Here is a 25828-nt window from a genome sequence, read left to right as displayed (position 1 = left end):
GCTCAACGACGGGCATTCTAGCGCGCCGTGAGAAAAAACAAAGGGCGCCCGAAGGCGCCCTCGTGGAAAGCCCGGCCGATCAGGATTTGGTGAACTCCGGATAGGCTTCCATGCCGCATTCGGCGAGGTCCACACCTTCGTACTCTTCCTCCTCGCTGACCCGCAGGCCGATCACCGCCTTGAGGATCGACCAGACGATCAGGCTGGCGACGAAGACCCAGGCGAAGATGCAGGCGATACCCAGCAGCTGGGCGCCGAGGCTGGCATCGCCGTTGGTCAGGCAGACCGCCAGCAGGCCCCAGATGCCGACCACGCCGTGCACCGAGATGGCACCGACCGGGTCGTCGATCTTCAGCTTGTCCAGACCGAGGATCGAGAACACCACCAGCACTCCACCGACGCCGCCGATCAAGGTCGCCTGCATCGCGCTCGGGGTCAGCGGCTCGGCGGTGATGGCCACCAGGCCGGCCAGGGCGCCGTTGAGGACCATGGTCAGGTCGGTCTTGCCGAACAGGATGCGCGCCACGATCATCGCCGCGATCAGGCCGCCGGCCGCCGCCATGTTGGTGTTGACGAACACCTGGGCCACCGCGTTGGCGTCCTCGACGGTGCTCATCTTCAGCTGCGAGCCGCCGTTGAAGCCGAACCAGCCCATCCACAGGATGAAGGTGCCGAGGGTCGCCAGGGGCAGGTTGGAACCGGGGATGGCGTTGATCTGGCCGCCGGCACCGTACTTGCCTTTACGCGCACCGAGCAGCAGGACCCCGGCCAGGGCGGCAGAGGCACCGGCCATGTGCACCACACCGGAGCCGGCGAAGTCGAGGAAGCCGGCCTCGTTGAGGAAGCCCGAGCCCCACTTCCAGAAGCCCTGCACCGGGTAGATAAAGCCGGTCATGACCACCGCGAAGGCGAGGAACGCCCACAGCTTCATGCGCTCGGCCACCGCACCGGAAACGATCGACATACAGGTGGCGGCGAACACCACCTGGAAGAAGAAGTCGGAGCGCGCCGAGTAGTAAGGCGCATCGTCAGCGCCGCCGAGTACCGCGTCGGCGCCATTCTCCGCGCCGAGCAGGAAGCCCAGGCTCGGCAGGATGCCGCCCTCCGGGCTGGAGTACATGATGTGGTAGCCGATCAGCAGGTACATGACGCTGGCGACCGCATACAGGGAGATGTTCTTGGTGAGAATCTCGGTGGTGTTCTTGGCCCGCACCAGACCGGCCTCGAGCATGGCGAAACCCGCCGCCATCCACATCACCAGGGCGCCGCAGACCAGAAAATAGAAGGTATCGAAACCGTACTGCAAAGCAGTCAATGCCGTGTTGTCCATGATTCACCTCTTGCCGTGACGCGTCATCGCGCCGTTCGGTTAGGGCGCCCGTCCAGATGACGGACGCGCTCCGTGTGCTTACAGGTTGTAGCCACGCTCGTTGTGCAGGGCGAGGTCGAGACCGACCGTCTCCTCCTCGTCGCTGACACGCAGGCCCATTACCAGCTCAATCACTTTCAGGATCAGGAAGGTCAGCACCGCGGTGTAGACCACCGTGAAGACCACGCCCTCGACCTGTACCCAGAGCTGTGCCGGGATGTTCTCCACCTCGCCGAAGCCCCCCAGGGCCGGTGCGGCGAACGCACCGGTAAGAACGGCCCCGACCATGCCGCCGACCGCATGCACGCCGAAGACGTCCAGGGAGTCGTCATAACCCAGCTTGCGTTTCAGGCTGGTGGCGCAGAAGAAGCAGATCACCCCGGACGCCAGGCCGATCGCCAGGGCGCCCATGGGCCCCGCGGTGCCCGAGGCTGGGGTGATCGCCACCAGACCCGCCACCGCCCCGGAGGCGATGCCCAGCACGCTGGGCTTACGGTGGGTGATCCACTCGGCGAACATCCAGCCCAGGGCGGCCGTGGCCGTGGCGATCTGGGTGACCAGCATGGCCATGCCCGCGGTGCCATTGGCGGCGACCGCCGAGCCGGCGTTGAAGCCGAACCAGCCGACCCACAGCATGCTCGCGCCGATCAGGGTGTAGCCCAGGTTGTGTGGCGCCATGGCGGTAGTCGGGAAGCCCTTGCGCTTGCCCAGCACCAGGCAGGCCACCAGGCCGGCGATACCGGCATTGATGTGCACCACGGTGCCACCGGCGAAGTCCAGCACGCCCCAGTCCCACATCAACGCGCCATCACCGGCCCAAACCATGTGCGCGATGGGCACGTAGACCAGGGTGAACCAGATCGCCATGAACACCAGCATGGCCGAGAACTTCATGCGCTCGGCGAAGGCGCCGACCATCAACGCCGGGGTGATGATGGCGAAGGTCATCTGGAAGGTGATGAACACGCTCTCCGGCACGCCGGCCACCAGGCTGTCGAGGGTCAGGCCGGCGAGAAAGGCCTTGGACAGGCCGCCGACGAAGGAGTTGAAGTTGACCACCCCCTGCTCCATGCCGGTGGTGTCGAACGTCATGCTGTAGCCGTAGACCACCCACAGCAGGCTGATCAGGGCACAGATGGCGAAGCACTGCATGAGCACCGACAGCACGTTCTTGGAACGCACCATGCCGGCGTAGAACAGCGCCAGACCGGGTATGGTCATGAACAGTACCAGGACGGTCGCGACCAGCATCCAGGCTGTATCGCCGCCGTTCAGGCCTGCCTCGTCGGCCAGGGCCAGGCCCGGAACGAGAGACAATAGGGCTCCTAGCCCTGCGAATGTTCGCAGAGTCATGGTTTAACTCCTGGGGCTTTGGGGGGTTCGAAGGGCGCTTAGATCGCGTCGGTATCGGTTTCGCCGGTACGGATGCGGATGGCCTGCTCCAGGTTGACCACGAAGATCTTGCCGTCACCGATCTTGCCGGTGTTGGCGGCCTTGGTGATGGCCTCGATCACGCGATCCAGTTGGTCGTCGGCGATGGCCACGTCGATCTTCACCTTCGGCAGGAAATCGACCACGTATTCGGCGCCGCGGTACAGCTCGGTATGACCCTTCTGCCGACCGAAGCCCTTGACCTCGGTGACGGTAATGCCCTGCACGCCGATCTCCGACAGTGACTCACGGACGTCGTCCAGCTTGAACGGCTTGATGATGGCAGTGACTAGCTTCATGTAACTTTCTCCCGTGTAAGGTGGACTTGCCCCAGGAATTACGAACCCGGCTCAAGTCTATGCGCAGTGCCTGGCTTTTGTAATGCATCGACCGCCCTAACTCGGCCGCTACGGCACCAATCTCCGTCAACCGCTGCAGTCGAGGCACTCCACCGCCTCGACTGGCGCACCGAAACCGCATTGGTGCATGGTTAACAAGGCATAAGCAGAAACCTTGCCAGTTCATTGAAATACGCCTTTTTTCAGGCAGTTAACCCCTGCGTGTGGCTTTCGCCCTGGGTTTGCCGCACGGCAAACGCACAATATCGGTGCATGCCCCCGGCGCCGGACGCGCGATAATCGTGCGCGGCGCTGGCCTACCCGGTGGCCGGCGCCCAGCTGCGGGGCGCGTGCTACACTGCCGCCGTTTGTCACTGGAACCCCCGTCATGCTGCCACCCAAAGCCCTGCTCGACGCCCTCGGCGCCCATGCCTCGCGCCTGTTCAACGGCGACACGCCGCTGCCGCGCAGCGAATTCGAAGCCCAGTTCAAGGCGCTGCTGCAGAGCGGCTTCAGCAAACTCGACCTGGTCAGCCGGGAAGAGTTCGACAGCCAGATGACCGTGCTGGCGCGCACCCGCGCCCGCCTGGAGGCGCTGGAGGCCAAGGTGGCCGAACTCGAAGCCCGCCTCGCCAGCGAGCCGCAACCGCCCGCCGAGTAACGCGCTCCCGCGAGGCAGACGATCAAGGAGTGATCGATGTCCCTGGCCATAGTCCATAGCCGCGCCCAAGTCGGCGTCGAGGCGCCCGCCGTCACCGTCGAGGCGCACCTGGCCAACGGCCTGCCGTCCCTGGCGCTGGTCGGCCTGCCCGAGACGGCGGTGAAGGAGAGCAAGGATCGCGTGCGCAGCGCCATCCTCAACTCGGCCTTCGACTTCCCGCCCCGACGCATCACCCTGAACCTGGCCCCCGCCGACCTGCCGAAGGACGGCGGGCGCTTCGACCTGGCCATCGCTCTGGGGATTCTCGCCGCCAGCGGCCAACTGCCCGGCGCCGCGCTGGAGTCGCTCGAGTGCCTCGGCGAGCTGGCCCTGTCCGGCGCCGTGCGCCCGGTGCAGGGGGTGTTGCCCGCCGCCCTGGCGGCCCGCGCCGCCGGCCGCACCCTGGTGGTGCCCAGGGCCAATGCCGAGGAAGCCAGCCTGGCCTCGGGGCTGACGGTGATCGCCGTCGAGCACCTGCTGGAGCTGGCCGCCCACCTCAGCGGCCAGACGCCCCTCGAGCCCTTCCAGTCCCGTGGCCTGCTGCGCCAGACCCGCCCCTATCCGGATCTGGCCGAGGTGCAGGGCCAGGCCGCCGCCAAGCGCGCCCTGCTGGTGGCCGCCGCCGGATCGCACAACCTGCTGTTCAGCGGCCCGCCCGGCACCGGCAAGACCCTGCTGGCCAGCCGCCTGCCCGGCCTGCTGCCGCCGCTGGACGAGCAGGAGGCCCTGGAAGTGGCGGCGATACACTCGGTGGCCAGCCACGCGCCGCTGGACGCCTGGCCGCAACGGCCGTTCCGCACGCCCCACCACAGCGCCTCCGGGCCGGCCCTGGTCGGCGGCGGCAGTCGCCCGCAACCCGGCGAGATCACCCTGGCGCATCAGGGCGTGCTGTTTCTCGACGAACTGCCCGAGTTCGACCGCAAGGTCCTCGAGGTGCTGCGCGAGCCCCTGGAAAGCGGGCAGATCGTCATCGCCCGGGCCCGCGACAAGGTGCGTTTCCCGGCGCGCTTCCAGCTGGTGGCGGCGATGAACCCCTGCCCCTGCGGCTACCTCGGCGACCCCAGCGGCCGCTGTCGCTGCACCCCGGAGCAGGTCGCCCGCTACCGCGGCAAGCTCTCCGGCCCGCTGCTCGACCGCATCGACCTGCACCTGACCGTGGCCCGCGAAACCACGTCCCTGCAGGCGCCAGCCAGCGACGGTATCGACACCGCCAGCGCCGCCGCCCGAGTCGCCGCGGCGCGGCAACGACAGTTGGCGCGCCAGGGCCTGGCCAACGCCTTCCTCGACCTGGCAGGGCTGCGCCAGCACTGCGCCTTGGCGACCGAGGACCAGCGCTGGCTGGAGGGCGCCTGCGAGCGCCTCGGCCTGTCCCTGCGCGCCGCCCACCGGGTGCTCAAGGTGGCGCGCACCCTGGCCGACCTGGAGCAGGCCGAGCACATCGCCCGCAGCCACCTGGCCGAGGCCCTGCAGTATCGCGACGAGCCGCAGCGCTGAGGCTCGCCGGCACTTGCCGGCCGTCAGACGCGCCGCTCGACCGCCGGCAAGTGCATTGCCGCCACCTCGGCCAGGAGAAAGTCACGCAGCAGACGGAAACGCTCCTGGCCACGCCGGGCCTTGGGCCAGACCAGGTAGTAGCTGCTGCCACTGGGCACGGCGCAGGGCCAGGGCAGCGCCAGGCGACCCTGCTCGACGTCCTCGGCGACCATCACCAGGTCGCCGATCGACACGCCATAGCCACGCGCCGCGGCGACCATGCCCAGCTCCAGGGTGTCGAACACCTGGCCGCCCTTGAGCGGCACCTGCTCGCTCAGGCCCATGGCCTGCAGCCACTGGCGCCAGTCACGGCGGTCCGGGGTCGGGTGCAACAGCTCCGCGCCCTGCAGGCGCGCCAGATCCCAGGCCCCGGCGCGAGCCAGCTCGGGCGAGCAAACCGGGATCAACCACTCGGCGAACAGCAGGGCGCTCTCCCACTCCTCGGGAAAGCCGCCGCTGCCGAGCAGCACCGCACAGTCGAAGGGTTCGTGCAGGAAGTCCACTCGGTCCACGTCCATCCAGGCGCTGGTCAGTTGCACCTCGATGTCGCTGTGCTGCAGGCGCAAACGCGACAAGCGCGCCAGCAGCCAGCGCATGGTCAGGGTCGAGGGCGCCTTCAGGCGCAGGATGGCGTCGTCCACCCGCAACGTGGTGCAGGCCCGCTCCAGGGCATCGAAGCCGTCGCGTAGCCCCGGCAGCAGCAGGCGCGCCGACTCGGTCAGCCGCAGGCTGCGCCCGCGCCGCTCGAACAGGCGGCAGGCGAAGTGCTCCTCCAGGGTGCGGATATGCCGGCTGACCGCACTCTGGGTGATGGCCAGCTCCTCGGCGGCGCGGGTGAAGGAGCTATGTCGAGCCGCGGCCTCGAAGGCGCGCAGGGCATAGAGCGGCGGCAGGCGCCGGCTCATCGCCCGCAACCATGAGTATTAGTCATCCAAGGCATCGTATTTATCCCTTTGTGCCGGCCTCATCCAGCCCAGCAAAATAGCCGCTACTCGTCCCATGCCGGGAACCCCCGGCAAGCCTAACACTGAGCCAGACTCATGATGAAGCAAGCCCTTCGCAGCGAACTCCTGGCGATCCTGCGCCTGGCCGGCCCGCTGATCGCCGCCCAGCTGGCCCATGTGCTGATGGTCTTCACCGATACGGTGATGATGGGCCTGCTCGGCCCCGATGCCCTGGCCGGCGGCGGCCTGGGCGCAGCCAGTTATTCCTTCGTGTCGATCTTCTGCGTCGGCGTGATCGGCGCGGTCGGCAACCTGGTGGCCATCCGTCATGGCGCCGATGACAGGGCCGGGGTCATCCACCTGACCCAGAATGGCCTGTGGCTGGGTTGGGCCTTGGCCCTGGGCGCCGGCCTGCTGCTGTGGAATCTGGGACCGCTGCTGCTGTATTTCGGCCAGGCGCCGCAGAGCGTGGCCGGCGCCACGCAGTTTCTGTCCACCCTGGTGTTCGCCCTGCCCGGCTACCTGAGCTTCATGGCCCTGCGCGGCTTCACCAGCGCCATCGGCAACCCCGGCCCGGTGATGGCCATCAGCATCGGCGGCGCCCTGGCCAACTTCGTCCTCAACTACGCGCTGATCGAGGGCTGGTTCGGCCTGCCGGCCTTGGGCCTGGCCGGCATCGGCCTGGTCACCGCCCTGGTGATGAACGCCATGGCGCTGCTGCTGGCCTGGCAACTGCTGCGCGGGCCGGGCGCGGCCGCCTACCCGCTGTTGCGCGGCCTGCTGCGCCCGCAGTGGGCCGAGCTCAAGGAGCTGCTGCGCCTGGGCCTGCCGATCGGCGGCACCTACGCGGTGGAGTCCGGCCTGTTCGCCTTCGCCGCCCTGTGCATGGGCGCGCTCGGCAGCGATCAGCTGGCCGCACACCAGATCGCCATCCAGTCGGTGTACGTGGCCTTCATGGTGCCGGTGGGCATCTCCTACGCCATCACCTTCCGCATCGGCCAGCATTACGGCGGCGGCCGCCTGCGCCAGGCGCGCCTGGCCGGACGCCTGGGCATCGGCCTCGGCGCCCTGTGCATGTTCGCCTTTGCCGCGCTGTTCTGGCTGGCGCCGCATTGGGTGGTCGGGCTGTTTCTCGACCCGCACGACCCGGCCTACCGCGAAGTCGTCGCCCTGGCGATCGGGCTGCTGGCCATCGCCGCCTGGTTCGAGCTGTTCGACGGCATCCAGACCATCGCCATGGGCGCCATTCGCGGCCTCAAGGATGCCAAGACCACCCTGCTGGTCGGCCTGGCCTGCTACTGGGCGGTCGGGGCACCCCTGGCCTGGACCCTGGCCTTCCCGCTGGGCTGGGGCGCCGCGGGGGTGTGGTGGGGCCTGGCCGGCGGCCTGGCCTGCGCGGCGCTCGGCCTGAGCCTGGGCTTCGAGTGGAAGACCGCACGCCTGCTGCGGCCGGTGCCAGCGCGGGCGCTGCCCGGCTAGCGGACGCCTAGGCGATCGGCATGCCGAGCAAGGCCTGGCGCTGGCCGAATACCAGGAAACGCGCCAGCTCGCTGAGCGGCAGTGGCTTGCTGATCAGGTAGCCCTGCACCTGGTCGCAGCCGAACTGGCGCAGCAGTTCGAGCAGCTCGGGAGTTTCCACCCCCTCGGCGACCACCTGCAGCTCGAGGTTGTGCGCCAGGTTGATCATCGCCCGCACCAGCTGGCGATTCTCCGGGCGCACGGCCATGCCGGCGACGAAGCTCTTGTCGATCTTCAGCAGGGTGATCGGCAGGCTGTTGAGGTGGACGAAGGAGGAGAAGCCGGTGCCGAAGTCGTCCAGGGAGAAGCGCACGCCGAGCCGGCCCAGGGCCAGCATGGTCTGCTGCACCCGATCGCTGCGCCGCATCACCGCGGTTTCCGTCAGCTCGAATTCCAGCCACTGCGCGTCCACCCCGCGCGACTCGATCAGCCGGGCCAGGGTGGCCAGCAACTGGCCGTCCTGGAACTGACGGAACGACAGGTTGACCGCCATGTGCAGGGGCGGCAGACCACGCCCGCGCAACCACTGCATGTCGCGCAGGGCGCGGGCGATCACCCAGTAGCCGAGCGGCACGATCAGGCCACTCTCCTCGGCCAGCGGTACGAACTCGCTCGGCGCCAGCAGGCCGCGTTCGCCGTGGCGCCAGCGCACCAGCGCCTCCAGGCCGAGGATGCGGCCACTCTTCAGGCACAGCCGTGGCTGGTAGTGCAGCTCCAGCTCGTCACGGCGCAGGGCCCGGCGCAGTTCGCTTTCCTGCTCGGCCTGGCTGCGCGCCGCGCGATGCAGGCGTTCGTCGAACACATGGAAGGTGCAGCCCTGCTGACTCTTGGCCTGCTGCATGGCGATGTGCGCGTGCCACATCAGCGCATCGGCGCCACCGCCGGCGCGGGCCTGGGCCAGGCCCAGGCTGCTGCCCAGCAGCAGGCTCTCGCCATCGACCCAGTAGGGTTCGCCCAGGGCCTCGCCAATACGCTCGGCCAGGCGCTCGACGTAGCCGGGGCCACGGCGAGCGTCGAGCAGCAGGGCGAATTCGTCGCTGCCCAGGCGAGCCAGCTGGTCGCCGGGCTGCAGCTGGGCCCGCAAACGCGCCACCACCTGCAGGATCAGGCGATCACCGGCCTGATAGCCGAGGGCATCGTTGACGCTGCGAAAATTGTCCAGGTCCAGATGGCCCAGCACCAGTCCGCCGCCACCGGTCTCGGCCAGGCGGGCCGCCAGCAGGTTATGGAAGCCCTGGCGGTTGGCCACCCCGGTCAGGGCGTCCTGCTCGGTCAGGCGCCGCAGGCTGGCCTGCAGGCCGCTGCGCTCGCCGGCATAGCGCAGGCAGCGGCGCAAGGCGTCGGCGCCGAAGGACTCGGCCACCAGCCAGTCGCTGACTCCGGCCGGCGTCTGGCCGGCCTCGGGCTCCCGCTCGAGCAGCAGCACGATCGGCAGGTCGCAGCACCCCGCCGCCGGCAGGTGCGCGGGCGTGCACAGCAGCAGCGCCTGGCCGGAGCCCTCGAACAACCCGCGGGCCGCCGCCCAGGACGGAGCGGTGATCAGCCCCTGCTCGGCGCCCAGGGCGATCAGCTGCGCGCGCAACCTGGCGGTCCAGTGCGCCGAATCGGTCAACAGGAGCAAACGCAGGGGTTGAGCTGACGCGGCCACACGACTTCCTTGGCTGGATGGGGGAACTGACGGCGCCGGCGCTCGGCGCTGTCCCACCCGCACCTCCTGGTGACGGGCCCGGCCTTGGGTGCCGGAAAGTGCGACAAGTTACCGAACTGCGCCGATGGCGGCCAGCGACAGGACCGCAAGCTGTGAGCGAGATCATGCCCGGCGGGCAGATCGGCCGCCGGAATCGGGGGAAGCGGCGGGTTCGACTCAGCCCAGCGAGAGGCTGAGCAACGGCTCCTCACGCCGTGGCTGGCGCAGGAGAAACTGCTGCAGCTCGGCCAGCGGCAGGGCCTTGCTGATCAGGTAGCCCTGGCCCTGATCACAGCCGAACTGCTGCAGCAGCGCCAGTTCCGCCTCGCTCTCCACCCCCTCGGCGACCACTTCCAGGCCGAGGTTGCGGGCCAGGCTGATCATCGCGTTGACCAGCCGCGACTGCTCCGGGCGCACCGCCATGCCCGAGACGAAGCTCTTGTCCAGCTTCAGCAGGGAGATCGGCAGGCTGGCCAGGTGCACGAAGGAGGAGAAGCCGGTGCCGAAATCGTCCAGGGAGAAGCGCACGCCCAGGTCGCCGAGGGTGCTCATGGTGTCCAGCACGTAGTCGCTGCGGCGCATCATGGCGGTTTCCGTCAGCTCGAATTCCAGCCAGCGCCCGTCGACCCCGCAGCTCTCGATCAGGCGCTTGACCGTGGGCAGCAGCTGGCTGTCCTGGAACTGGCTGAACGACAGGTTGATCGCCAGGTGCAGCAGCAGGTCGCGCTCGGCCAGCCAGCGCAGGTCGCGCAGGGCGCGGTCCACCACCCAGTAGCCCAGGGGCACGATCAGCCCGCTTTGCTCGGCCAACGGAATGAAGTCCAGCGGGTAGAGCAAGCCGCGGCTGGGGTGGCGCCAACGGATCAACGCCTCGACGCCGACTATCGCCCCACTGACCAGGTCCTGGCGCGGCTGGTAGTGCAGCTCCAGCTCGTCGCGGCGCAGGGCCCGGCGCAGCTCGGCCTCGACATCGGCGAGGCTGCGCACCTGGCTGGAAATGCGCTCGTCGTACAGGTGATAGGTGCAGCCTTCCTTGTGCTTGGCCTGCTGCATGGCCATATGGGCGTGCCACAGCAGCGGGTCGGCGTCCTCTCCGGCGCGGCCATAGGCCAGCCCCAGACTGCAGCCCAGGGTCAGGCTCTCGCCCTGGATCCAGTAGGGCTCCGCCAGGGCCTGCATCAGCGCCTGGGCCGTGGGCTCGACCCGGGCACTGGACTGACTGACGTCCAGCAGCAGGGCGAATTCATCGCTGCCCAGGCGGGCCAGGCAGTCGTGGGGGGCGAGCACATCGCGGATGCGCTGCGCCACCTGCTGGATCAGCTGATCCCCGCCGCGGTGCCCCAGGCTGTCGTTGGCATGCTTGAAATTGTCCAGGTCCAGATAGCCGAGCAGCAGTCCGCGCCCACGGTTGTGCTGCAGACGCTTGTGCAGCAGGTTCTGAAAGCCCTGGCGGTTGACCACCCCGGTGAGCGGGTCGCGGTCGGCCAGGGTTTGCAAGGCCTGGCGTTGTCGACTGTAATCCAGGCAGCGGCGCAGCACCTCGGCGCTCAGGCTGTCGCGCGACAGCCAGTCCTGGGCGCCGAGCAAGGGGCCCTGGGGCGGGCGCTCGAGCAACAGGATGGGCAATTGCGCGCACTGCTCGGCGGCGGGCTGGCACTGCAGGGTGGTGAAGACGAAGTCGGGGGGGCAATGGGCGTAGCGCTGCTGGGCTTCCTGCCAGCTGCCGGCGACCAGCAACCAGGCGGGCTCGTCCTGCTCCGCCAGCATGGCGTCAAGCAGGCTTACCCAATGGTTTTCTGTCGTCAGAACCAGCAGTCGGCAGAAATCGCTTTGGCAGGACACGACACCTCCGCAGCTCACAACCTAAGAACTTACTTTAACTTATAGCTGCACCAACCTAATTAAGCATCAAAATTTATACGCGAGATTCCTCAGGCGACCAACCGCCCGGGTCGCCGCCTGCGCCGCAGCGTGCATTGCTGATAGAATTTGCGACCTTTTTACCAGACCCCATACCGCCCATGTCCCGACTGAACCCTCGGCAGCAGGAAGCCGTGAACTACGTCGGCGGCCCTCTTTTGGTGCTCGCCGGCGCCGGCTCCGGCAAGACCAGCGTGATCACGCGCAAGATCGCCCATCTGGTGCAGAACTGCGGCATCCGCGCCCAGCACATCGTCGCCATGACCTTCACCAACAAGGCCGCCCGCGAGATGAAGGAGCGGGTCGGCAGCCTGCTCAAGGGCGCCGAGGCACGCGGCCTGACGGTGTCGACCTTCCACAACCTGGGGATGAACATCATCCGCAAGGAGTACGCGCGCCTCGGCTACAAGCCGGGCTTCTCGATCTTCGACGAAGGCGACATCAAGGCGCTGCTGTCGGACATCATGCAGAAGGAATATGCCGGCGACGACGGCATCGATGAGGTGAAGAACTACATCGGCAGCTGGAAGAACGACCTGATCCTGCCCGATCAGGCCCTGGCCGAGGCGCGCAACCCCAAGGAGCAGACCGCGGCCATCGTCTACCTGCACTACCAGCGCACCCTCAAGGCCTACAACGCGGTGGATTTCGACGACCTGATCCTGATGCCGGTGAAGCTGTTCCAGGAGCACGCCGACATCCTGGAGAAATGGCAGAACCGCATCCGCTACCTGCTGGTCGACGAATACCAGGACACCAACGCCAGCCAGTACCTGCTGGTGAAACTGCTGGTGGGCACGCGCAACCAGTTCACCGTGGTCGGCGACGACGACCAGTCGATCTACGCCTGGCGCGGCGCCCGACCGGAAAACCTGATGCTGCTGAAGGAGGACTACCCGTCGCTGAAGGTGGTGATGCTGGAGCAGAACTACCGCTCCACCAGCCGCATCCTCAAGTGCGCCAACGTACTGATCGCCAACAACCCCCACGCCTTCGAGAAGCAGCTGTGGAGCGAGATGGGCATGGGCGACGAGATCCGCGTGATCCGCTGCCGCAACGAGGACGCCGAGTGCGAGCGGGTGGCCCTGGAGATCCTCACCGAGCACCTGCGCACCCAGCGCCCCTACAGCGACTACGCCATCCTCTACCGCGGCAACTACCAGGCCAAGCTGATGGAGCTGAAGCTGCAGCACCACCAGATCCCCTATCGCCTGTCCGGCGGCACCAGCTTCTTCGCCCGCCAGGAGGTGAAGGACCTGATGAGCTACTTCCGCCTGCTGGTCAACCCGGACGACGACAACGCCTTTCTGCGGGTGATCAACGTGCCGCGCCGGGAGATCGGCTCCACCACCCTGGAAAAGCTCGGCAACTACGCCACCGAGCGCAAGATCAGCATGTACGCCGCCGCCGGCGAGATCGGCCTGCAGGAAGTGCTGGATAGCCGCTTTACCGAGCGCCTGGCGCGCTTCACCCGCTGGATGGACGGGGTGCGCCAGCAATGCGCGCAGAACGACCCGATCGCCGCGATCCGCAGCATGGTGATGGACATCGACTACGAGAACTGGCTACGGCAGAACGCCTCCAGCGACAAGGTCGCCGACGCGCGCATGGGCAACGTCTGGTTCCTCGTCGACGCGCTGAAGAACACCCTGGAGCGCGACGAAGACGGCGACATGACCATCGAGGATGCCATCGGCAAGCTGGTACTGCGCGACATGCTCGAGCGCCAGCAGGAGGAAGAGGAAGGCGCCGAAGGCGTGCAGATGATGACCCTGCACGCCTCCAAGGGCCTGGAGTATCCCTCGGTGTACATCCTCGGCGTGGAGGAAGACATTCTGCCCCACCGTTCCAGCATCGAGGCCGACACCGTCGAGGAAGAGCGGCGCCTGGCCTACGTCGGCATCACCCGGGCCAAGCGCAACCTGACCATGACCTTTGCCGCCAAGCGCAAGCAGTACGGCGAGATCATCGAGTGCTCGCCAAGCCGCTTCCTCGACGAACTGCCGCCCGAGGACCTGGTCTGGGAAGGCCAGGAGGACGCACCGGCGGAGGTCAAGGCCGCCACCGGCAACTCGGCGCTGGCCAATATGCGCGCCCTGCTGAAAAAATAATCAACCGCCGTAGCCCGGATTGCATCCGGGCTACGCGAAGTCATAACCATGGGAGTTACCGCGTGGAAGCACTGAAGCAGAAGATTCGCGAAGAAGGCAGCGTACTCTCCGAGCAGGTGCTCAAGGTCGACGCCTTCCTCAACCACCAGATCGACCCGCTGCTGATGCAGCAGATCGGCCATGAGTTCGCCCGGCGCTTCGCCGGCCTGGGCATCAGCAAGATCGTCACCATCGAGGCCTCCGGCATCGCCCCGGCGGTGATGGCCGGCCTGGAACTGGGCGTGCCGGTGATCTTCGCCCGCAAGTACCAGTCGCTGACCCTCAAGGACGACCTGCTGACCTCCAAGGTGTTCTCCTTCACCAAGCAGACCGAGAGCACCATCGCCATCTCCGCCAAGCACCTCAATGCCGACGACCATGTATTGCTGATCGACGACTTCCTGGCCAACGGCCACGCCGCCCGGGCGCTGATCGACCTGATCGGCCAGGCCGGCGCGAGCATTGCCGGGGTCGGGGTGGTGATCGAGAAGTCCTTCCAGAGCGGCCGCACCGACCTCGACGCCCGCGGCTACCGGGTCGAGTCCCTGGCACGCATCAGCTCCCTGGCAGGCGGCACCGTCAGCTTTCTGGAATAGTCGCGTGCAGGCCGGCCAGCACTAGGCGCTGGTACAGCTCCTCGCGCCAGCCATCCGGCTGCGCCAGGGCCATGCGCGCCAGGTGACGGGCGAAGTCGGCCGGCGGCGGCGCCTCCAGGGCGGCCTTGCCCAGCTCCAGCGCCTCGCTGAGCTTGAACTTGCCCTTCAGCCAGTTCAGCGCCCGCAGCAGGTCGCGCTCCTCGCGGCCGAAGTCGCTGCCCAGCGGGTACTCGTCGAACAGCCGCGGATGGCGCGCCTGCACGGCCTGCAGGCGCTCCGGGCGGTTGTCGCGCAAGTGCGGGGCGAGGCGGAAGTCCCGCGGCAGCTTGCCGGCCTGCTGCGCCTGCTCGATCAGCTCGGGCTGGAAGCGCGAATCGCTGATGCCCAGCAGCGCCTCGATCACCTCGGCGTCGGTCTTGCCACGCAGGTCGGCGATGCCGTACTCGGTCACCACTAGGTCGCGCAGGTGACGGGGGATGGTGACATGGCCGTAGCGCCATACGATGTTGGAGCTCAACCGCCCGCCCGACTCGCGCCAGCTGCGCAGCAGCAGGATCGAGCGCGCGCCGTCCAGCGCCTGGGCCTGGGCGACGAAGTCGTACTGCCCGCCGACGCCACTGAGCACTCGCCCATCCTCCAGCTGGTCGGCCACCCCGGCGCCCAGCAGGGTCATGCAGAACGCGCTGTTGACGAAGCGCGCATCGCGGCGCTGCAGGCGCTTGAGCGCCTCCTCGCCATACAGCTGGTTGACGTAGCCGATGCCGGTCATGGCGATCTGCCCGAGGCGCTCGGGCGCCAGCCCGCGCAGGCGCTCATAGAAATCGGCGGGGCCGAGGAAGAAACCGCCGTGCAGCAGGACGCCGCCGCGCGCCGAGCCCAGGTGGGGCTGCAGCGCGGACTGGGTATAGGGGTCCTGCAGGTCGGTCGACAGCTCGCATCCATCGGCCAGGCGCAGGCGCTCGTCGCGCACCTGCAGGGTTGCGCCCAGCAGGCCGTTGCCCTGCAGCCAGGCTAGGCCGGCGGCATCCAGGCGGGCCGGCAGGCCGGCGTCGAGCAGCGCCTGCACGCTGTGCGGCCGCCCTTCCCCATCCAGCGCACCGGCGCTGGCCAGCTGCTGCAGGCGCAGCTCGGGGTAGACCCGCCGGCGCAGCACACCGGCCTCGAGCAGCGCCAGCAGGCCATTGACGAACATCTCGCTGCAGCCGTACAGGCCCTCGGCGAAGGGCTCTCGGCCGCCCACCGCGTCGACCTGCGCGGCCCAGGCGTCGCCCTGCAAGGCCTCGAGTCCGGCCCGGTAGGCCGCGTTGTCCACATGCCGGGCCAGCAGCGCCGCGGTCAACCCGTCGCCCATGGCACCGATGCCGATCTGCAGGGTGCCGCCGTCGCGCACCAGGCTGCTGGCATGCAGGCCGATGCACTGGTCCTGCAGGCTCACCGGCAGGTTCGGGGTGGAGAACAAGGTGCTGCGCTCCGGCTCCTGCAACAGCAGGTCGAAGCACTCGCGGGGGACCTCCGCCGGCCCCGGCATATAGGGCAGGTGCTCATGCACCTGGGCCAGGCAGAGGATGGTTTCGCCGGCCGCGCGACGCCGCTCCAGCAAGGGCAGCAGGTCGAGGGTGATGTCGGGGTTGCAGCTCAGGCTGAAGTAGCCTGGGCGCTGCGGGTCACGGGCGACCAGCTGGGCGATCAGGTTGATGCCCTTGGCATCGAGGTCGCGGGTGACCTGGCTGTAGTTGCAGCTGTTGTAGTCCTGCTGCGCCGAGGCGCAGTCCAGCAGGCTGCCGGGCTGCAGGAAGAACTGCTCGATGCGCACATTGGCCGGCAGCCTGTCGGCATGCAGGTCGGCGAGAAAATCCAGCTCCGGATAGTCGCCGTAGACGCGCTCGACGAAGGGCTCGAGAAAGCGTCGCTGCAGCTCCTGGGTGGCGCGCGGGCGACCCAGGCACAGCGCGGTGTAGATAGTCAGCTGGCGCTGCGGCTGCTGCCTGACCCGCGCGTACAGGGCGTTGACCCAGCGGTTCGGCTTGCCCAGGCCCAGGGGCAGGCCCAGATGGATCGGCCCATCGATCGCACTGAGCACGCGATCAACGGCCTGCTCGATGGAACAAACTTCTGGCATCTGGCGACTCCTGACGGCATCCCTGGCATGTCAGGTTGGACTATGGATCGCGGGCTTTTGCTGCACTACAACCGGCACAATGCAAAAAGCCGCCCGAAGGCGGCTTTGCGAGAACGACGGCCGGGCCTTACAGGCCGGACATCTTCTCGATGGCGGCGCGCAGCTCGTCATCCGAGCAATCGCCACAGGTGCCTTTCGGCGGCATGGCGTTGATACCGGCGATGGCATTGGCCAGCAGGCCATCCACACCGTTGCTGGCGCGCGCCTGCCAGGCGGCAGTGTCGCCGATCTTCGGCGCGCCCAGCACGCCGGCGCTGTGGCAGGCGCTGCAGTTCTTGGCGACGATATCGTCAGCGGTGCGTGCACCGCCGCCGGCGGAGGCCGCGACCGCTTCGACGCCCTTGCACTCCTCGCCCATCACGCAGACTTCACCGACCGGCTTGAGGCGCTCGGCGATCTCGTCATTGGTCGTGGCCTGAGCAGTCACTGCCCACAGGGCCAACACGGCGGCAGGCGCCAGCAGCATCTTGTTAAGTAGGTTCACGGATACACCCTCATCGTGGCTAGTCACGCCCGCGGCCACGGTTTCGCGAGCGGGCGACAGTATAACGGGAAGGCCGCCGGGCCGAAACAACCCAGTTTGTCGCAGGGTTATTGCGGCGAACGGTCAGAAATTCGCGGGGGTGGTGGCGCTGATCAGCCGCGCCGGCTCGTCGAACGGGTTGCGGAATCGGTGCGGTTTGCTGCTCTCGAAGTAGTAGCTGTCGCCTGGCTCGAGGATGAACACCTCGCCGCCCACGGTCAGCTCCAGACGCCCCGCGACCAGTATCCCGGCCTCTTCGCCGTCGTGGGTGTACATCTCGTCGCCGGTATCGGCGCCAATCGGATAGGTCTCGTCGAGGAACGCCAGGGCGCGGCTGGGATGGGCCTTGCCGACCAGCTTCATGGTCACCGCACCATCGGAAATGTCGATCAGCTCGCCGGCCTTGTAGACCACCTGGCTGTGACCGTCCTGCTCCATCTCCAGGGAAAAGAACTCCACCAGGGACATGGGAATGCCGGCCAGCACCTTCTTCAGCGAACTGATCGAGGGACTGACGCTGTTCTTCTCGATCATCGAAATGGTGCTGTTGGTGACGCCCGCGCGCTTGGCGAGTTCACGCTGGGAAAGGCCTTTGAGCTTGCGAATGGATTGCAGTCGTGCACCGACGTCCAATGCTGGAGTCCCCCTGGGGAAGATACGGAAAGAGTGCCCGTATCATGGCAACAGCGTTCAGTATTTACAACAGTCCAGTTGCAAATCCTGCCCGGCGCCCGGTTCAATCCCCGGAGTAGATCAGCGGCACCCGACGCAGGTTGCAGAACAGCTGGTAGGGAATGCTGCCCGCGCGGATTGCCACGTCACTGGCCAGCACCTGCTTGCCCCACAACTCGACCCGGCTGCCGAGGCCGGCCTGGGGCAGGTCGCTGAGGTCGACGGTGAGCATGTCCATCGACACCCGGCCGATCAGGCGGCTGGGCTGACCGTCGATGGTCACCGGGGTGCCGGTCGGCGCGTGCCGCGGATAGCCATCGGCATAACCCATGGCGACCACCCCGACCCGGGTCGGCCGTTCGGTGACGAAGCGGGCGCCGTAGCCGACCGGCTCGCCGGCCGGCAGCTCGCGTACGCTGATGATCTTCGATTCCAGGGTCATCACCGGCTGCAGGCGCGCGGCCAGCGCCTGCTCCTGCTCGAACGGGGTGGCGCCGTAGAGCATGATGCCGGGGCGTACCCAGTCGCTGGGGATGTTGGGCCAGCCGAGCACGGCCGGCGAGTTGCGCAGGCTGACTTCCGCCACCAGGCCCTGACGGGCCTGCTCGAACACCGCCAGCTGCTCTTCGCTGCGCGGACAGTCCAGCTCGTCGGCCCGGGCGAAGTGGCTCATCAGCACGATCTTGCCGACCTTGCCGCTGGCCAGCAGGCGGCGGTAGGCCGCCTGATACTCGGCCGGCGCCAGGCCGACCCGGTGCATCCCGGAGTCCATCTTCAGCCACAGGGTCAGCGGCTTGCTCAGGGCGCTGCGTTCGATCGCCTCGATCTGCCACTGGGCATGCACCACGCACCACAGCTCGTGCCGCTCGATCAGCGCCAGTTCGTCGGCCTCGAAGAAGCCCTCGAGCAGCAGGATCGGCGCGCGGATGCCGGCCTCGCGCAGCTGCAGGGCCTCCTCGATACAGGCCACGGCGAAGCCATCGGCCTGCTCCTCCAGCGCCTGGGCGACACGCACCGCGCCATGCCCGTAGGCATCGGCCTTGATCACCGCCAGCGCCCTGGCGGCCGAGACTTCGCGGGCCAACTGGTAGTTGTGACGCAGGGCTTGCAGGTCGATCAGGGCGCGGGCTGGACGCATGGCTCTCACACTTCTAACGGGGCACGGTGAATAAAAAAGCCCGGCAGAGCCGGGCCAAGCAGGATTGTGCGTCGCATTCGTGGCCGAGGGAACGCGACGGCTATTCGCTCATGATGGCGCAGACGCTTGCCGCCGCCATCATCTCGACCCGCCTGTCCATGGGGAACATGCGGGTCCCGACGCCTGGCCGGTCTCAGTGCGCGGGCACCGGACTGCCGTGCTTGGGCGTCTCCTGTTTGTTGCTGTAGCGGAAGATGTCCAGGCCTTCGGGGCTGATCTGCGGACGCTTCTTGGCCATCAGGTCGGCGAGCAAGCGACCGGAGCCGCAGGCCATGGTCCAGCCCAGTGTGCCGTGACCGGTGTTGAGGAACAAATTGCGGAAGCTGGTGGCGCCGACGATCGGCGTGCCGTCCGGGGTCGCCGGGCGCAGGCCGGTCCAGAAGTCCACCTGGCTCAGGTCGCCGCCCTGGGGGTAGAGATCGCCGACGATCATCTCCAGGGTCTCGCGCCGACGCGGGTTTAGGCTCAGGTCGAAACCGGCGATCTCGGCCATGCCGCCGACCCGGATGCGGTTGTCGAAGCGGGTGATGGCGACCTTGTAGGTCTCGTCGAGAATGGTCGAGGCCGGCGCCATGTCCGGGTTGACGATCGGCACGGTCAGCGAATAGCCCTTGAGCGGGTAGACCGGCGCACGGACACCCAGTGGCTTAAGCATCTGCGGGCTGTAGCTGCCGAGGGCCAGCACGTAGCGGTCGGCGGTTTCCAGCTTGCCGTCGATCCACACGCCGTTGATCCGGTCGCCGGCGAAGTCCAGGTGCTGGATGTTCTGGCCGAAGCGGAACTCGACGCCCATCTGCTTGGCCATCTCGGCCAGCTTGGTAGTGAACACCTGGCAGTCGCCGGTCTGGTCGTTGGGCAGACGCAGGGCGCCGGCCAGCTTGTCCTTGACCTGGGCCAGGGCCGGTTCGGCGCGGGCGATGCCATCGCGATCAAGCAGCTCGAAGGGCACGCCGGACTGCTGCAGCACGGCGATATCCTTGGCGGCGTTGTCCACCTGGGCCTGGGTGCGGAACAGCTGGGTGGTACCCAGGCGACGGCCTTCGTAGGCGATGCCGGTTTCGGCGCGCAGTTCGTCGAGGCAGTCGCGGCTGTACTCGGACAGGCGCACCATGCGCTCCTTGTTCACCGCGTAGCGGCTGGCGGTGCAGTTGCGCAGCATCTGCGCCATCCACAGGTACTGGTCGATGTCGGCGGTGGCCTTGATCGCCAGCGGTGCGTGCTTCTGCAGCAGCCACTTGATGGCCTTCAGCGGCACGCCGGGCGCGGCCCAGGGCGAGGCATAGCCGGGCGACACCTGGCCGGCGTTGGCGAAGCTGGTCTCCATGGCCGGCGCGGGCTGGCGATCGACCACCACCACCTCGAAGCCCTGACGAGCCAGGTAGTACGCGCTGACCGTACCGATGACACCGCTGCCCAGAACCAGAACCCGCATGCTTCACTCCTCGCCGCGACTATGCGCTGGCGTTTGTTGTCCAGAGAGTTGATGGGCGCAGTATATTGAGCAGCAGCCAGTGTTTCTCACTATATTGACTACTATATTTGGCGAGATTTCTCGGCAAAAACCACTTTCACGGAGGGGCATCCACCATGCGCACCCAGCACCAGAGCCGGCGCGAGCTGGACAAGATCGACCGCAACATCCTGCGCATCCTCCAGGAGGACGGGCGCATCTCCTTCACCGAGCTGGGCGAGCGCGTCGGCCTGTCCACCACGCCCTGCACCGAGCGGGTGCGGCGCCTGGAGCGCGAGGGCATCATCATGGGCTACCACGCGCGCCTCAACCCGCAGAACCTCAAGGCCAGCCTGCTGGTGTTCGTCGAGATCAGCCTGGACTACAAGTCCGGCGACACCTTCGAGGAGTTCCGCCGCGCGGTGCTCAAGCTGCCCCACGTGCTGGAATGCCACCTGGTGTCCGGCGACTTCGACTACCTGGTCAAGGCGCGGATCAACGAGATGGCCAGCTACCGCAAGCTGCTCGGCGACATCCTGCTCAAGCTGCCCCATGTGCGGGAATCGAAGAGCTATATCGTCATGGAAGAAGTGAAGGAGTCCCTGGCCCTGCCGGTGCCGGAATAGCCGGCACGCTCAGACCAGCACCTGACGGGTACTGGCGATCAGCCGGTGGACCTGACGCTCGACGGCGGCCTCGGTCGGCTGCTCCGGCCCGCGGCCGCGCGGACAGGGCAGGCTCGGGGTGGTGCCGAACAAGCGGCAGATCAACGGTCGCTGGTCGTACACCTGGCAGCCCTGGGGGCCGAGGTGCACGCAGTTGAACTCGGCCAGCGCGGCGTCGTGCTCGGCAACGCTCTTGACCGGCAGCCGCGCCATCTCCTCGCTTGAGGCCGTCACCGGGCCACAGCAGTCGTGGCAGCCCGGCTCGCAGGTGAACGAGGGAATCTGCAAACGCAGGTAGTCGATCTTGCGGCTGGTGCAGCTCATCGCAGAAGGGTCCGGGAGAAAATCCGCGCATCTTACCCCCGGTTGTCCCTGGAGGCTGCCCGCTCGGCTGATTTGCCGACCAGAGTCCAGTTTTTTGCCCCTGCCCCTTGGCGCCGGACGGAAACCGCGCTTATCCTTCGTAAAATTTTCCAAACACAAAAATCAGGATTTCACACATGAACGCCCGCGTTCGCCAGCCCGTGCACAGCACCCAGCATGCCGCCTCCTACTACGCCGCCAGCACCAATCGCCAGCTCGACTTCCCGCCCCTGGGCGGCGAGCTGCGGGCCGACGTCTGCGTGGTCGGCGGCGGCTTCTCGGGGTTGAACACCGCCATCGAGCTGGCCGACAAGGGCTTCTCGGTGGTGCTGCTGGAAGCGCGCAAGATCGGCTGGGGCGCCAGCGGCCGCAACGGCGGCCAGCTGATCCGCGGAGTCGGCCACGGGGTCGAGCAGTTCGCGCCGGTGATCGGCGTCGACGGCGTGCGCCGGCTCAAGCTGATGGGCCTGGAGGCGGTGGAACTGGTCCGCCAACGCGTCGAGCGCTTCGCCATCGACTGCGACCTGACCTGGGGCTACTGCGACCTGGCCAACAAGCCCAGCCACCTGGCCGCCTTCGCCGAGGATCTGGAAGAGCTCAGGTCTCTCGGCTACCGCCACGAACTGCGCCTGCTGCAGGCCGAGCAGGTGCATGAGGTGGTCGGCTCCAGCCGCTATGTCGGCGGCCTGATCGACATGGGTTCGGGGCACCTGCACCCGCTCAACCTGGCCCTCGGCGAGGCCGCCGCGGCGCAGGCCCTGGGGGTGCAGCTGTTCGAGAACTCGCCGGTGACGCGCATCGACTACGGCCGCGAGGTCAAGGTGCACACCGCCCACGGCACGGTGCGCGCCGCCCAGCTGGTGCTCGGCTGCAACGCCTACCTGGGCGAGCTGAACCCCACCCTGGGCGGCAAGGTGCTGCCGGCCGGCAGCTACATCATCGCCACCGAGCCGCTCTCCGAAGACCAGGCCAGGGCGCTGATTCCGCGCAACATGGCCCTGTGCGACCAGCGCGTGGCACTCGACTACTACCGCCTGTCCGCCGATCGCCGCCTGCTGTTCGGCGGCGCCTGCCACTACTCCGGACGCGACCCGGCGGACATCGCCGGCTACATGCGACCGAAGATGCTCGAGGTGTTTCCGCAGCTGCGCGATGTCCGGATCGACTACCAGTGGGGCGGCATGATCGGCATCGGCGCCAACCGTCTGCCGCAGATCGGCCGGCTCAAGGAGCAGGCCAATGTGTTCTACGCCCAGGCCTATTCCGGTCACGGGGTCAACGCCACCCACCTGGCCGGCAAGCTGCTCGCCGAGGCCATCGCCGGCCAGGCCGGCGGCGGCTTCGAGCTGTTCGCCAAGGTGCCGCACCTGACCTTCCCCGGCGGCCGCTACCTGCGCTCGCCACTGCTGGCCCTGGGCATGCTCTGGCACCGGCTCAAGGAACTGGCCTAGACACCGCAACGAAGCGGGCGCCGACGCCCGCGCCGAGACGGGCGCCACCCTAGAGCGTCCAGAACGGCCGCAGGGCTTCCTGCCGCGCCTGCGCGCGGGTCAGGCCGATATCCCGCAACTGCGCGTCATCCAGCTCGAGCAGGGCGCGACGGGTGCTCAGGCGTCGCCAGAACGCCTTCCAGCGCCTTTGCGCCTGGCCCTCCTGAGGCGCCGGAACCAGGCGCAGCGGCTCCCCCGCCGCCAACAACTCCTGCTGGGAAAGCGTCAGCCTCACATCGCTCAATCCGCCCATGATCATGTTCTCCGATACGCCAGCCTTGTGGGAGATCATGATGCGTGGTGGGAGAAGATCATTACAGATTCAGAGTTTTCGTTTAATCACCATACAGACTAGAATCAGGTACGGCTGAATCCTGTTTTTCTCACGGATCTGTATTGCTTTAGATAGAACCCACGGAATTCAAAAAAGCCCGAGGCAGCGACCATGACCCTCTACCTTGACCTCGCCGAACTGCTCGGCGCGCGCATCGAGCAAGGCCTCTACCGCCCGGGCGATCGCCTGCCCTCGGTGCGCGCCCTGAGCGTGGAGCATGGCGTCAGCCTGAGCACGGTGCAGCAGGCCTATCGCCACCTGGAAGATCACGGCCTGGCCACCCCACGGCCCAAGTCCGGCTACTTCGTCCCGCTGTCCCGACACACGCCCGCCCTGCCCCAGGTCGGGCGCGCGCCGCAGCGACCGGTCGACGTCTCGCAATGGGACAACATTCTCGAGCTGATCAGCCTGCCCCCGGGCAGCGACGTCCTGCAGCTCGGCCGCGGCATTCCCGATATCAGCAGCCCGACCCTGAAACCCCTGCTGCGCTCGCTGTCGCGCCTGAGCCGGCGCCAGTCGATGGAAGGCTTGAGCTATGGCTGCATCCATGGCGACCCCAAGCTGCGCGAGCAGGTGTCGCGGCTGATGCTCGATTCCGGCTGCCAGATCCCGCCCGACGAGATCGTCATCACCACCGGCGGCCATGAGGCGTTATCGGCGGCGATCTGCGCGACCTGCAAGGCCGGCGACATCGTCGCCCTCGACTCGCCGAGCTTCCATGGCGTGATGCAGGCCCTGAAGGGCTTCGGCATCAAGGCCCTGGAGCTGCCCACCGACCCGCTCAGCGGCATCAGCCTGGACGCCCTGGAGCTGGCGCTCGAGCAGTGGCCGATCAAGGCCATCCAGCTCACCCCGACCTGCAACAACCCGCTCGGCTACATCATGCCGGAGGCCAACAAGCGCGCCCTGCTGACGCTGGCCCAGCGCTACGACGTGGCGATCATCGAGGACGATGTCTACGGCGAGCTGGCATACAGCTACCCGCGCCCGCGCACCATCAAGTCCTACGACGTCGATGGCCGCGTGCTGCTCTGCAGTTCGTTCTCCAAGACCCTCGTGCCGGGACTGCGCGTCGGCTGGATAGCGGCCGGGCGCTACCAGCCGCAGATTCTCCACCTCAAGTACATCGGCACCGGCATGACCGCACAGCTGCCGCAGCTGGCCCTGGCCGAGTTCATCGCCGCCGGGCACTACGAGCCGCACCTGCGGCGCATGCGCAGCCAGTACGCGCGCAACCGCAACCGGATGACCGACTGGGTCAGCCGCTACTTTCCCGGCGGCACGCGGGTCAGCCAGCCCCATGGCGGCTTCATGCTCTGGGTCGAGCTGGACAGCGCCTTCGACAGCCAGCAGCTCAACCGCGTCCTGCTGCCGCACAAGGTGCAGATCGCGCCGGGCAGCATCTTCTCGGCCGCCGGCAAGTACCGTAACTGCCTGCGCCTGAACTATGCCGCGCCAGCGACGACGGAACTCGAAGAGGCCGTGCGCCGCGTCGGCGCAGCTGCCGGCGAGCTGCTGGCGGAGCTGCGCCGGACGGATTAGTCGCCGCGCACCGGCGCGGTGGCGAGTGGTGATTCGAAGCCGCTGTCGCGCCAGGCCAGCACCACGAACACCGCCGCGCCGAGGGCCATCAGCATGGGTAGCGCATGGCTGTTCAGCCACTGGCTGGCCGCTCCGGTGGCCAGCGGGCCGAGCAGGCAGCCGATGCCCCACAGCTGCGCCACATGGGCATTGGCGCGCACCAGCTGGTCGTCGCGGTAGCGCTCGCCGATGAGGATCAGCGACAGGGTGAACAGCCCCCCGGCGCTGGCGCCGAACAGCACCAGCAGCGGCCAGATCAGCGGCGAGTGCAGCAGCGGCGGAATCGCCAGGCTCGAACCCAGCAGGATCACCCCGCAACCGCGGAACAGGCTGCGCCGCGACAAGCGGTCGGCCAGCAGGCCGATCGGCAGCTGCAGAGCCGCATCGCCGACCACCACCACGCTGACCATGAACAGCGCCACCTCCTGGCTGAAGCCCTGGCGCAGGCCGTAGATCGGCAGCAGGGTGAGCATCATCGCCTCGAACGCGGCGAACAGCATCACCGCCCAGGCGATCGCCGGCAGCTTGCGGCAGAAGGCCGGCAGGCCCCGCCCCGAGGCGCTCTGCGCATCGACCCGGGGCGCCCCGCTGCGCCCCACCAGCAGCAGCGAGCCGCCGATCAGCAGCGCGGTGCCGGCCCAGAAGCCGCGGTCGCTGGCGGTGCCCAGCGCGGTCAACAGCAGCGGCCCACAGAGCTGGCTCAAGGCGTAGCCGGTGCCGTACAGCGCCACCAGGCGGCCGCGCCACTTCTCCACCGCCAGCTGGTTGATCCAGCTCTCGCCGAGGATGAACACCAGGGTCAGGGCCACGCCGATCAACAGGCGCAGCACCAGCCAGATAACGTAGTCCTGCAGCAATGCCAGCACGGCCACCGACAACGCGCTGCACAGCAGGCTCGCCTGCATCAGCCGGGTGGTGCCCAACCAGCCGGCCAGGCGACCGGCCAGCGAGGCTCCAAGCAGTACCCCTACCGCCGGCGTGGCCGCCATCACGCCGATGGCGAAGGAGCCGTAGCCCCAGCCCTCCAGGCGCAGCGACACCAGCGGCATGGTCACGCCGAGAGCCAGGCCGATGCTGATCACCGCCGAACAGACGGCGAAATAGGTACCCCAACGCATTACCCGACTCCTTCCTGTCGTCGTGGCCGGTGAAAACGAAACGGCCGGGCTTCCCAAGGGAACCCGGCC

At 67.7% G+C, this 25828-nt stretch carries 22 protein-coding genes; 8 read left to right on the top strand and 14 right to left on the bottom strand.

Going from position 1 to position 25828, the window contains the following annotated elements:
- Positions 1 to 79 precede the first annotated feature (79 nt).
- The 3 genes from LPB260_RS06375 to glnK form a co-directional block, all read right to left on the bottom strand.
- Positions 80 to 1330, bottom strand: coding sequence for an ammonium transporter (locus tag LPB260_RS06375; protein WP_208707863.1), 1251 nt, complete (start codon positions 1328 to 1330; stop codon positions 80 to 82).
- Between the two features lie 78 nt (positions 1331 to 1408).
- Entirely contained in the window at positions 1409 to 2722 is a 1314-nt protein-coding gene (locus LPB260_RS06370) for an ammonium transporter (protein ID WP_208707862.1), read from the bottom strand.
- A gap of 38 nt (positions 2723 to 2760) precedes the next feature.
- Positions 2761 to 3099 carry a P-II family nitrogen regulator gene (glnK, locus tag LPB260_RS06365; protein ID WP_003096476.1) on the bottom strand — a complete coding sequence of 113 codons (339 nt, stop codon included), beginning with the start codon at positions 3097 to 3099 and terminating at the stop codon, positions 2761 to 2763.
- A gap of 427 nt (positions 3100 to 3526) precedes the next feature.
- On the opposite strand from glnK, the gene LPB260_RS06360 reads away from it, so the two are divergent.
- Both LPB260_RS06360 and LPB260_RS06355 read left to right on the top strand, forming a co-directional pair.
- Positions 3527 to 3799, top strand: coding sequence for an accessory factor UbiK family protein (locus tag LPB260_RS06360; protein WP_208707861.1), 273 nt, complete (start codon positions 3527 to 3529; stop codon positions 3797 to 3799).
- A 36-nt stretch (positions 3800 to 3835) separates the two neighbouring features.
- Positions 3836 to 5332: a YifB family Mg chelatase-like AAA ATPase gene (locus LPB260_RS06355; RefSeq protein WP_208707860.1), complete on the top strand. Its 1497-nt coding sequence runs from the start codon at positions 3836 to 3838 to the stop codon at positions 5330 to 5332.
- Between the two features lie 23 nt (positions 5333 to 5355).
- Here LPB260_RS06355 and LPB260_RS06350 read toward each other — a convergent pair whose 3' ends face one another.
- The gene (locus LPB260_RS06350; protein ID WP_208707859.1) at positions 5356 to 6276 is read right to left on the bottom strand and encodes a LysR substrate-binding domain-containing protein; all 921 of its coding nucleotides are present in this window, start codon (positions 6274 to 6276) and stop codon (positions 5356 to 5358) included.
- 138 nt (positions 6277 to 6414) lie between these two features.
- Here LPB260_RS06350 and LPB260_RS06345 point away from each other — a divergent pair, with 138 nt between their 5' ends.
- On the top strand, positions 6415 to 7794 hold the full coding sequence (locus LPB260_RS06345) for a NorM family multidrug efflux MATE transporter (protein ID WP_208710090.1): 1380 nt from the start codon (positions 6415 to 6417) through the stop codon (positions 7792 to 7794).
- 7 nt (positions 7795 to 7801) lie between these two features.
- Here LPB260_RS06345 and LPB260_RS06340 read toward each other — a convergent pair whose 3' ends face one another.
- Both LPB260_RS06340 and LPB260_RS06335 read right to left on the bottom strand, forming a co-directional pair.
- Positions 7802 to 9481, bottom strand: a complete 1680-nt coding sequence (locus tag LPB260_RS06340) for a bifunctional diguanylate cyclase/phosphodiesterase (protein WP_208707858.1) — start codon at positions 9479 to 9481, stop codon at positions 7802 to 7804.
- Between the two features lie 216 nt (positions 9482 to 9697).
- A complete protein-coding gene (locus LPB260_RS06335; protein WP_371926115.1) occupies positions 9698 to 11362 on the bottom strand; it encodes a putative bifunctional diguanylate cyclase/phosphodiesterase in 1665 nt (554 codons plus the stop codon).
- A gap of 179 nt (positions 11363 to 11541) precedes the next feature.
- Between LPB260_RS06335 and rep the strand changes: the two genes are divergently transcribed.
- The gene (rep, locus tag LPB260_RS06330) at positions 11542 to 13551 is read left to right on the top strand and encodes a DNA helicase Rep (RefSeq protein ID WP_208707856.1); all 2010 of its coding nucleotides are present in this window, start codon (positions 11542 to 11544) and stop codon (positions 13549 to 13551) included.
- A 62-nt stretch (positions 13552 to 13613) separates the two neighbouring features.
- A complete protein-coding gene (locus LPB260_RS06325) occupies positions 13614 to 14186 on the top strand; it encodes a xanthine phosphoribosyltransferase (RefSeq protein WP_208707855.1) in 573 nt (190 codons plus the stop codon).
- Here the strand turns inward: LPB260_RS06325 and LPB260_RS06320 are convergent.
- The 5 genes from LPB260_RS06320 to dadA form a co-directional block, all read right to left on the bottom strand.
- Complete coding sequence (locus LPB260_RS06320) at positions 14170 to 16305, bottom strand: acetyl-CoA hydrolase/transferase C-terminal domain-containing protein (RefSeq protein WP_208707854.1); 2136 nt, start codon at positions 16303 to 16305, stop codon at positions 14170 to 14172. The genes LPB260_RS06325 and LPB260_RS06320 overlap by 17 nt on opposite strands.
- 127 nt (positions 16306 to 16432) lie before the next feature.
- On the bottom strand, positions 16433 to 16849 hold the full coding sequence (locus LPB260_RS06315) for a cytochrome c5 family protein (protein ID WP_208707853.1): 417 nt from the start codon (positions 16847 to 16849) through the stop codon (positions 16433 to 16435).
- Between the two features lie 123 nt (positions 16850 to 16972).
- On the bottom strand, positions 16973 to 17521 hold the full coding sequence (locus LPB260_RS06310) for a cupin domain-containing protein (RefSeq protein ID WP_208707852.1): 549 nt from the start codon (positions 17519 to 17521) through the stop codon (positions 16973 to 16975).
- Positions 17522 to 17624: 103 nt separating this feature from the next.
- A complete protein-coding gene (gene alr / locus LPB260_RS06305) occupies positions 17625 to 18698 on the bottom strand; it encodes an alanine racemase (protein WP_208707851.1) in 1074 nt (357 codons plus the stop codon).
- A 193-nt stretch (positions 18699 to 18891) separates the two neighbouring features.
- A complete protein-coding gene (gene dadA / locus LPB260_RS06300; protein ID WP_208707850.1) occupies positions 18892 to 20190 on the bottom strand; it encodes a D-amino acid dehydrogenase in 1299 nt (432 codons plus the stop codon).
- Between the two features lie 155 nt (positions 20191 to 20345).
- On the opposite strand from dadA, the gene dadR reads away from it, so the two are divergent.
- Positions 20346 to 20834 carry a transcriptional regulator DadR gene (dadR, locus tag LPB260_RS06295; protein WP_159972404.1) on the top strand — a complete coding sequence of 163 codons (489 nt, stop codon included), beginning with the start codon at positions 20346 to 20348 and terminating at the stop codon, positions 20832 to 20834.
- Positions 20835 to 20843: 9 nt separating this feature from the next.
- On the opposite strand, the gene LPB260_RS06290 is transcribed toward dadR, so the two are convergent.
- Positions 20844 to 21197, bottom strand: coding sequence for a YkgJ family cysteine cluster protein (locus tag LPB260_RS06290; protein ID WP_208707849.1), 354 nt, complete (start codon positions 21195 to 21197; stop codon positions 20844 to 20846).
- Positions 21198 to 21373: 176 nt separating this feature from the next.
- Here LPB260_RS06290 and LPB260_RS06285 point away from each other — a divergent pair, with 176 nt between their 5' ends.
- Positions 21374 to 22687 (top strand): FAD-binding oxidoreductase, encoded by a 1314-nt coding sequence (locus tag LPB260_RS06285; protein ID WP_208707848.1) that lies wholly within the window; start codon positions 21374 to 21376, stop codon positions 22685 to 22687.
- Between the two features lie 49 nt (positions 22688 to 22736).
- Here the strand turns inward: LPB260_RS06285 and LPB260_RS06280 are convergent, their stop codons facing one another.
- Positions 22737 to 22979, bottom strand: a complete 243-nt coding sequence (locus LPB260_RS06280; RefSeq protein WP_208710087.1) for a DUF1127 domain-containing protein — start codon at positions 22977 to 22979, stop codon at positions 22737 to 22739.
- 192 nt (positions 22980 to 23171) lie between these two features.
- On the opposite strand from LPB260_RS06280, the gene LPB260_RS06275 reads away from it, so the two are divergent.
- The gene (locus LPB260_RS06275) at positions 23172 to 24602 is read left to right on the top strand and encodes a PLP-dependent aminotransferase family protein (RefSeq protein ID WP_208707847.1); all 1431 of its coding nucleotides are present in this window, start codon (positions 23172 to 23174) and stop codon (positions 24600 to 24602) included.
- Here LPB260_RS06275 and LPB260_RS06270 read toward each other — a convergent pair.
- Positions 24599 to 25759, bottom strand: a complete 1161-nt coding sequence (locus tag LPB260_RS06270) for an MFS transporter (protein ID WP_208707846.1) — start codon at positions 25757 to 25759, stop codon at positions 24599 to 24601. The genes LPB260_RS06275 and LPB260_RS06270 overlap by 4 nt on opposite strands.
- Between the last annotated feature and the right edge of the window lie 69 nt (positions 25760 to 25828).

This window comes from Pseudomonas sp. LPB0260 (genome assembly GCF_013388395.1).
This window is presented reverse-complemented; position numbering and strand designations above follow the sequence as displayed.

What these genes read in the sequence shown, in the direction of transcription:
- LPB260_RS06355 (WP_208707860.1), top strand. Translation starts at nt 3,836, where the DNA reads ATGTCCCTGGCCATAGTCCATAGCCGCGCCCAAGTCGGCGTCGAGGCG.
- dadA (WP_208707850.1), bottom strand. Translation starts at nt 20,190, where the DNA reads ATGCGGGTTCTGGTTCTGGGCAGCGGTGTCATCGGTACGGTCAGCGCG.
- alr (WP_208707851.1), bottom strand. Translation starts at nt 18,698, where the DNA reads ATGCGTCCAGCCCGCGCCCTGATCGACCTGCAAGCCCTGCGTCACAAC.
- LPB260_RS06370 (WP_208707862.1), bottom strand. Translation starts at nt 2,722, where the DNA reads ATGACTCTGCGAACATTCGCAGGGCTAGGAGCCCTATTGTCTCTCGTT.
- dadR (WP_159972404.1), top strand. Translation starts at nt 20,346, where the DNA reads ATGCGCACCCAGCACCAGAGCCGGCGCGAGCTGGACAAGATCGACCGC.
- LPB260_RS06270 (WP_208707846.1), bottom strand. Translation starts at nt 25,759, where the DNA reads ATGCGTTGGGGTACCTATTTCGCCGTCTGTTCGGCGGTGATCAGCATC.
- LPB260_RS06375 (WP_208707863.1), bottom strand. Translation starts at nt 1,330, where the DNA reads ATGGACAACACGGCATTGACTGCTTTGCAGTACGGTTTCGATACCTTC.
- LPB260_RS06285 (WP_208707848.1), top strand. Translation starts at nt 21,374, where the DNA reads ATGAACGCCCGCGTTCGCCAGCCCGTGCACAGCACCCAGCATGCCGCC.
- glnK (WP_003096476.1), bottom strand. Translation starts at nt 3,099, where the DNA reads ATGAAGCTAGTCACTGCCATCATCAAGCCGTTCAAGCTGGACGACGTC.
- LPB260_RS06360 (WP_208707861.1), top strand. Translation starts at nt 3,527, where the DNA reads ATGCTGCCACCCAAAGCCCTGCTCGACGCCCTCGGCGCCCATGCCTCG.
- LPB260_RS06320 (WP_208707854.1), bottom strand. Translation starts at nt 16,305, where the DNA reads ATGCCAGAAGTTTGTTCCATCGAGCAGGCCGTTGATCGCGTGCTCAGT.
- LPB260_RS06350 (WP_208707859.1), bottom strand. Translation starts at nt 6,276, where the DNA reads ATGAGCCGGCGCCTGCCGCCGCTCTATGCCCTGCGCGCCTTCGAGGCC.
- LPB260_RS06275 (WP_208707847.1), top strand. Translation starts at nt 23,172, where the DNA reads ATGACCCTCTACCTTGACCTCGCCGAACTGCTCGGCGCGCGCATCGAG.
- rep (WP_208707856.1), top strand. Translation starts at nt 11,542, where the DNA reads ATGTCCCGACTGAACCCTCGGCAGCAGGAAGCCGTGAACTACGTCGGC.
- LPB260_RS06290 (WP_208707849.1), bottom strand. Translation starts at nt 21,197, where the DNA reads ATGAGCTGCACCAGCCGCAAGATCGACTACCTGCGTTTGCAGATTCCC.
- LPB260_RS06345 (WP_208710090.1), top strand. Translation starts at nt 6,415, where the DNA reads ATGAAGCAAGCCCTTCGCAGCGAACTCCTGGCGATCCTGCGCCTGGCC.
- LPB260_RS06280 (WP_208710087.1), bottom strand. Translation starts at nt 22,979, where the DNA reads ATGGGCGGATTGAGCGATGTGAGGCTGACGCTTTCCCAGCAGGAGTTG.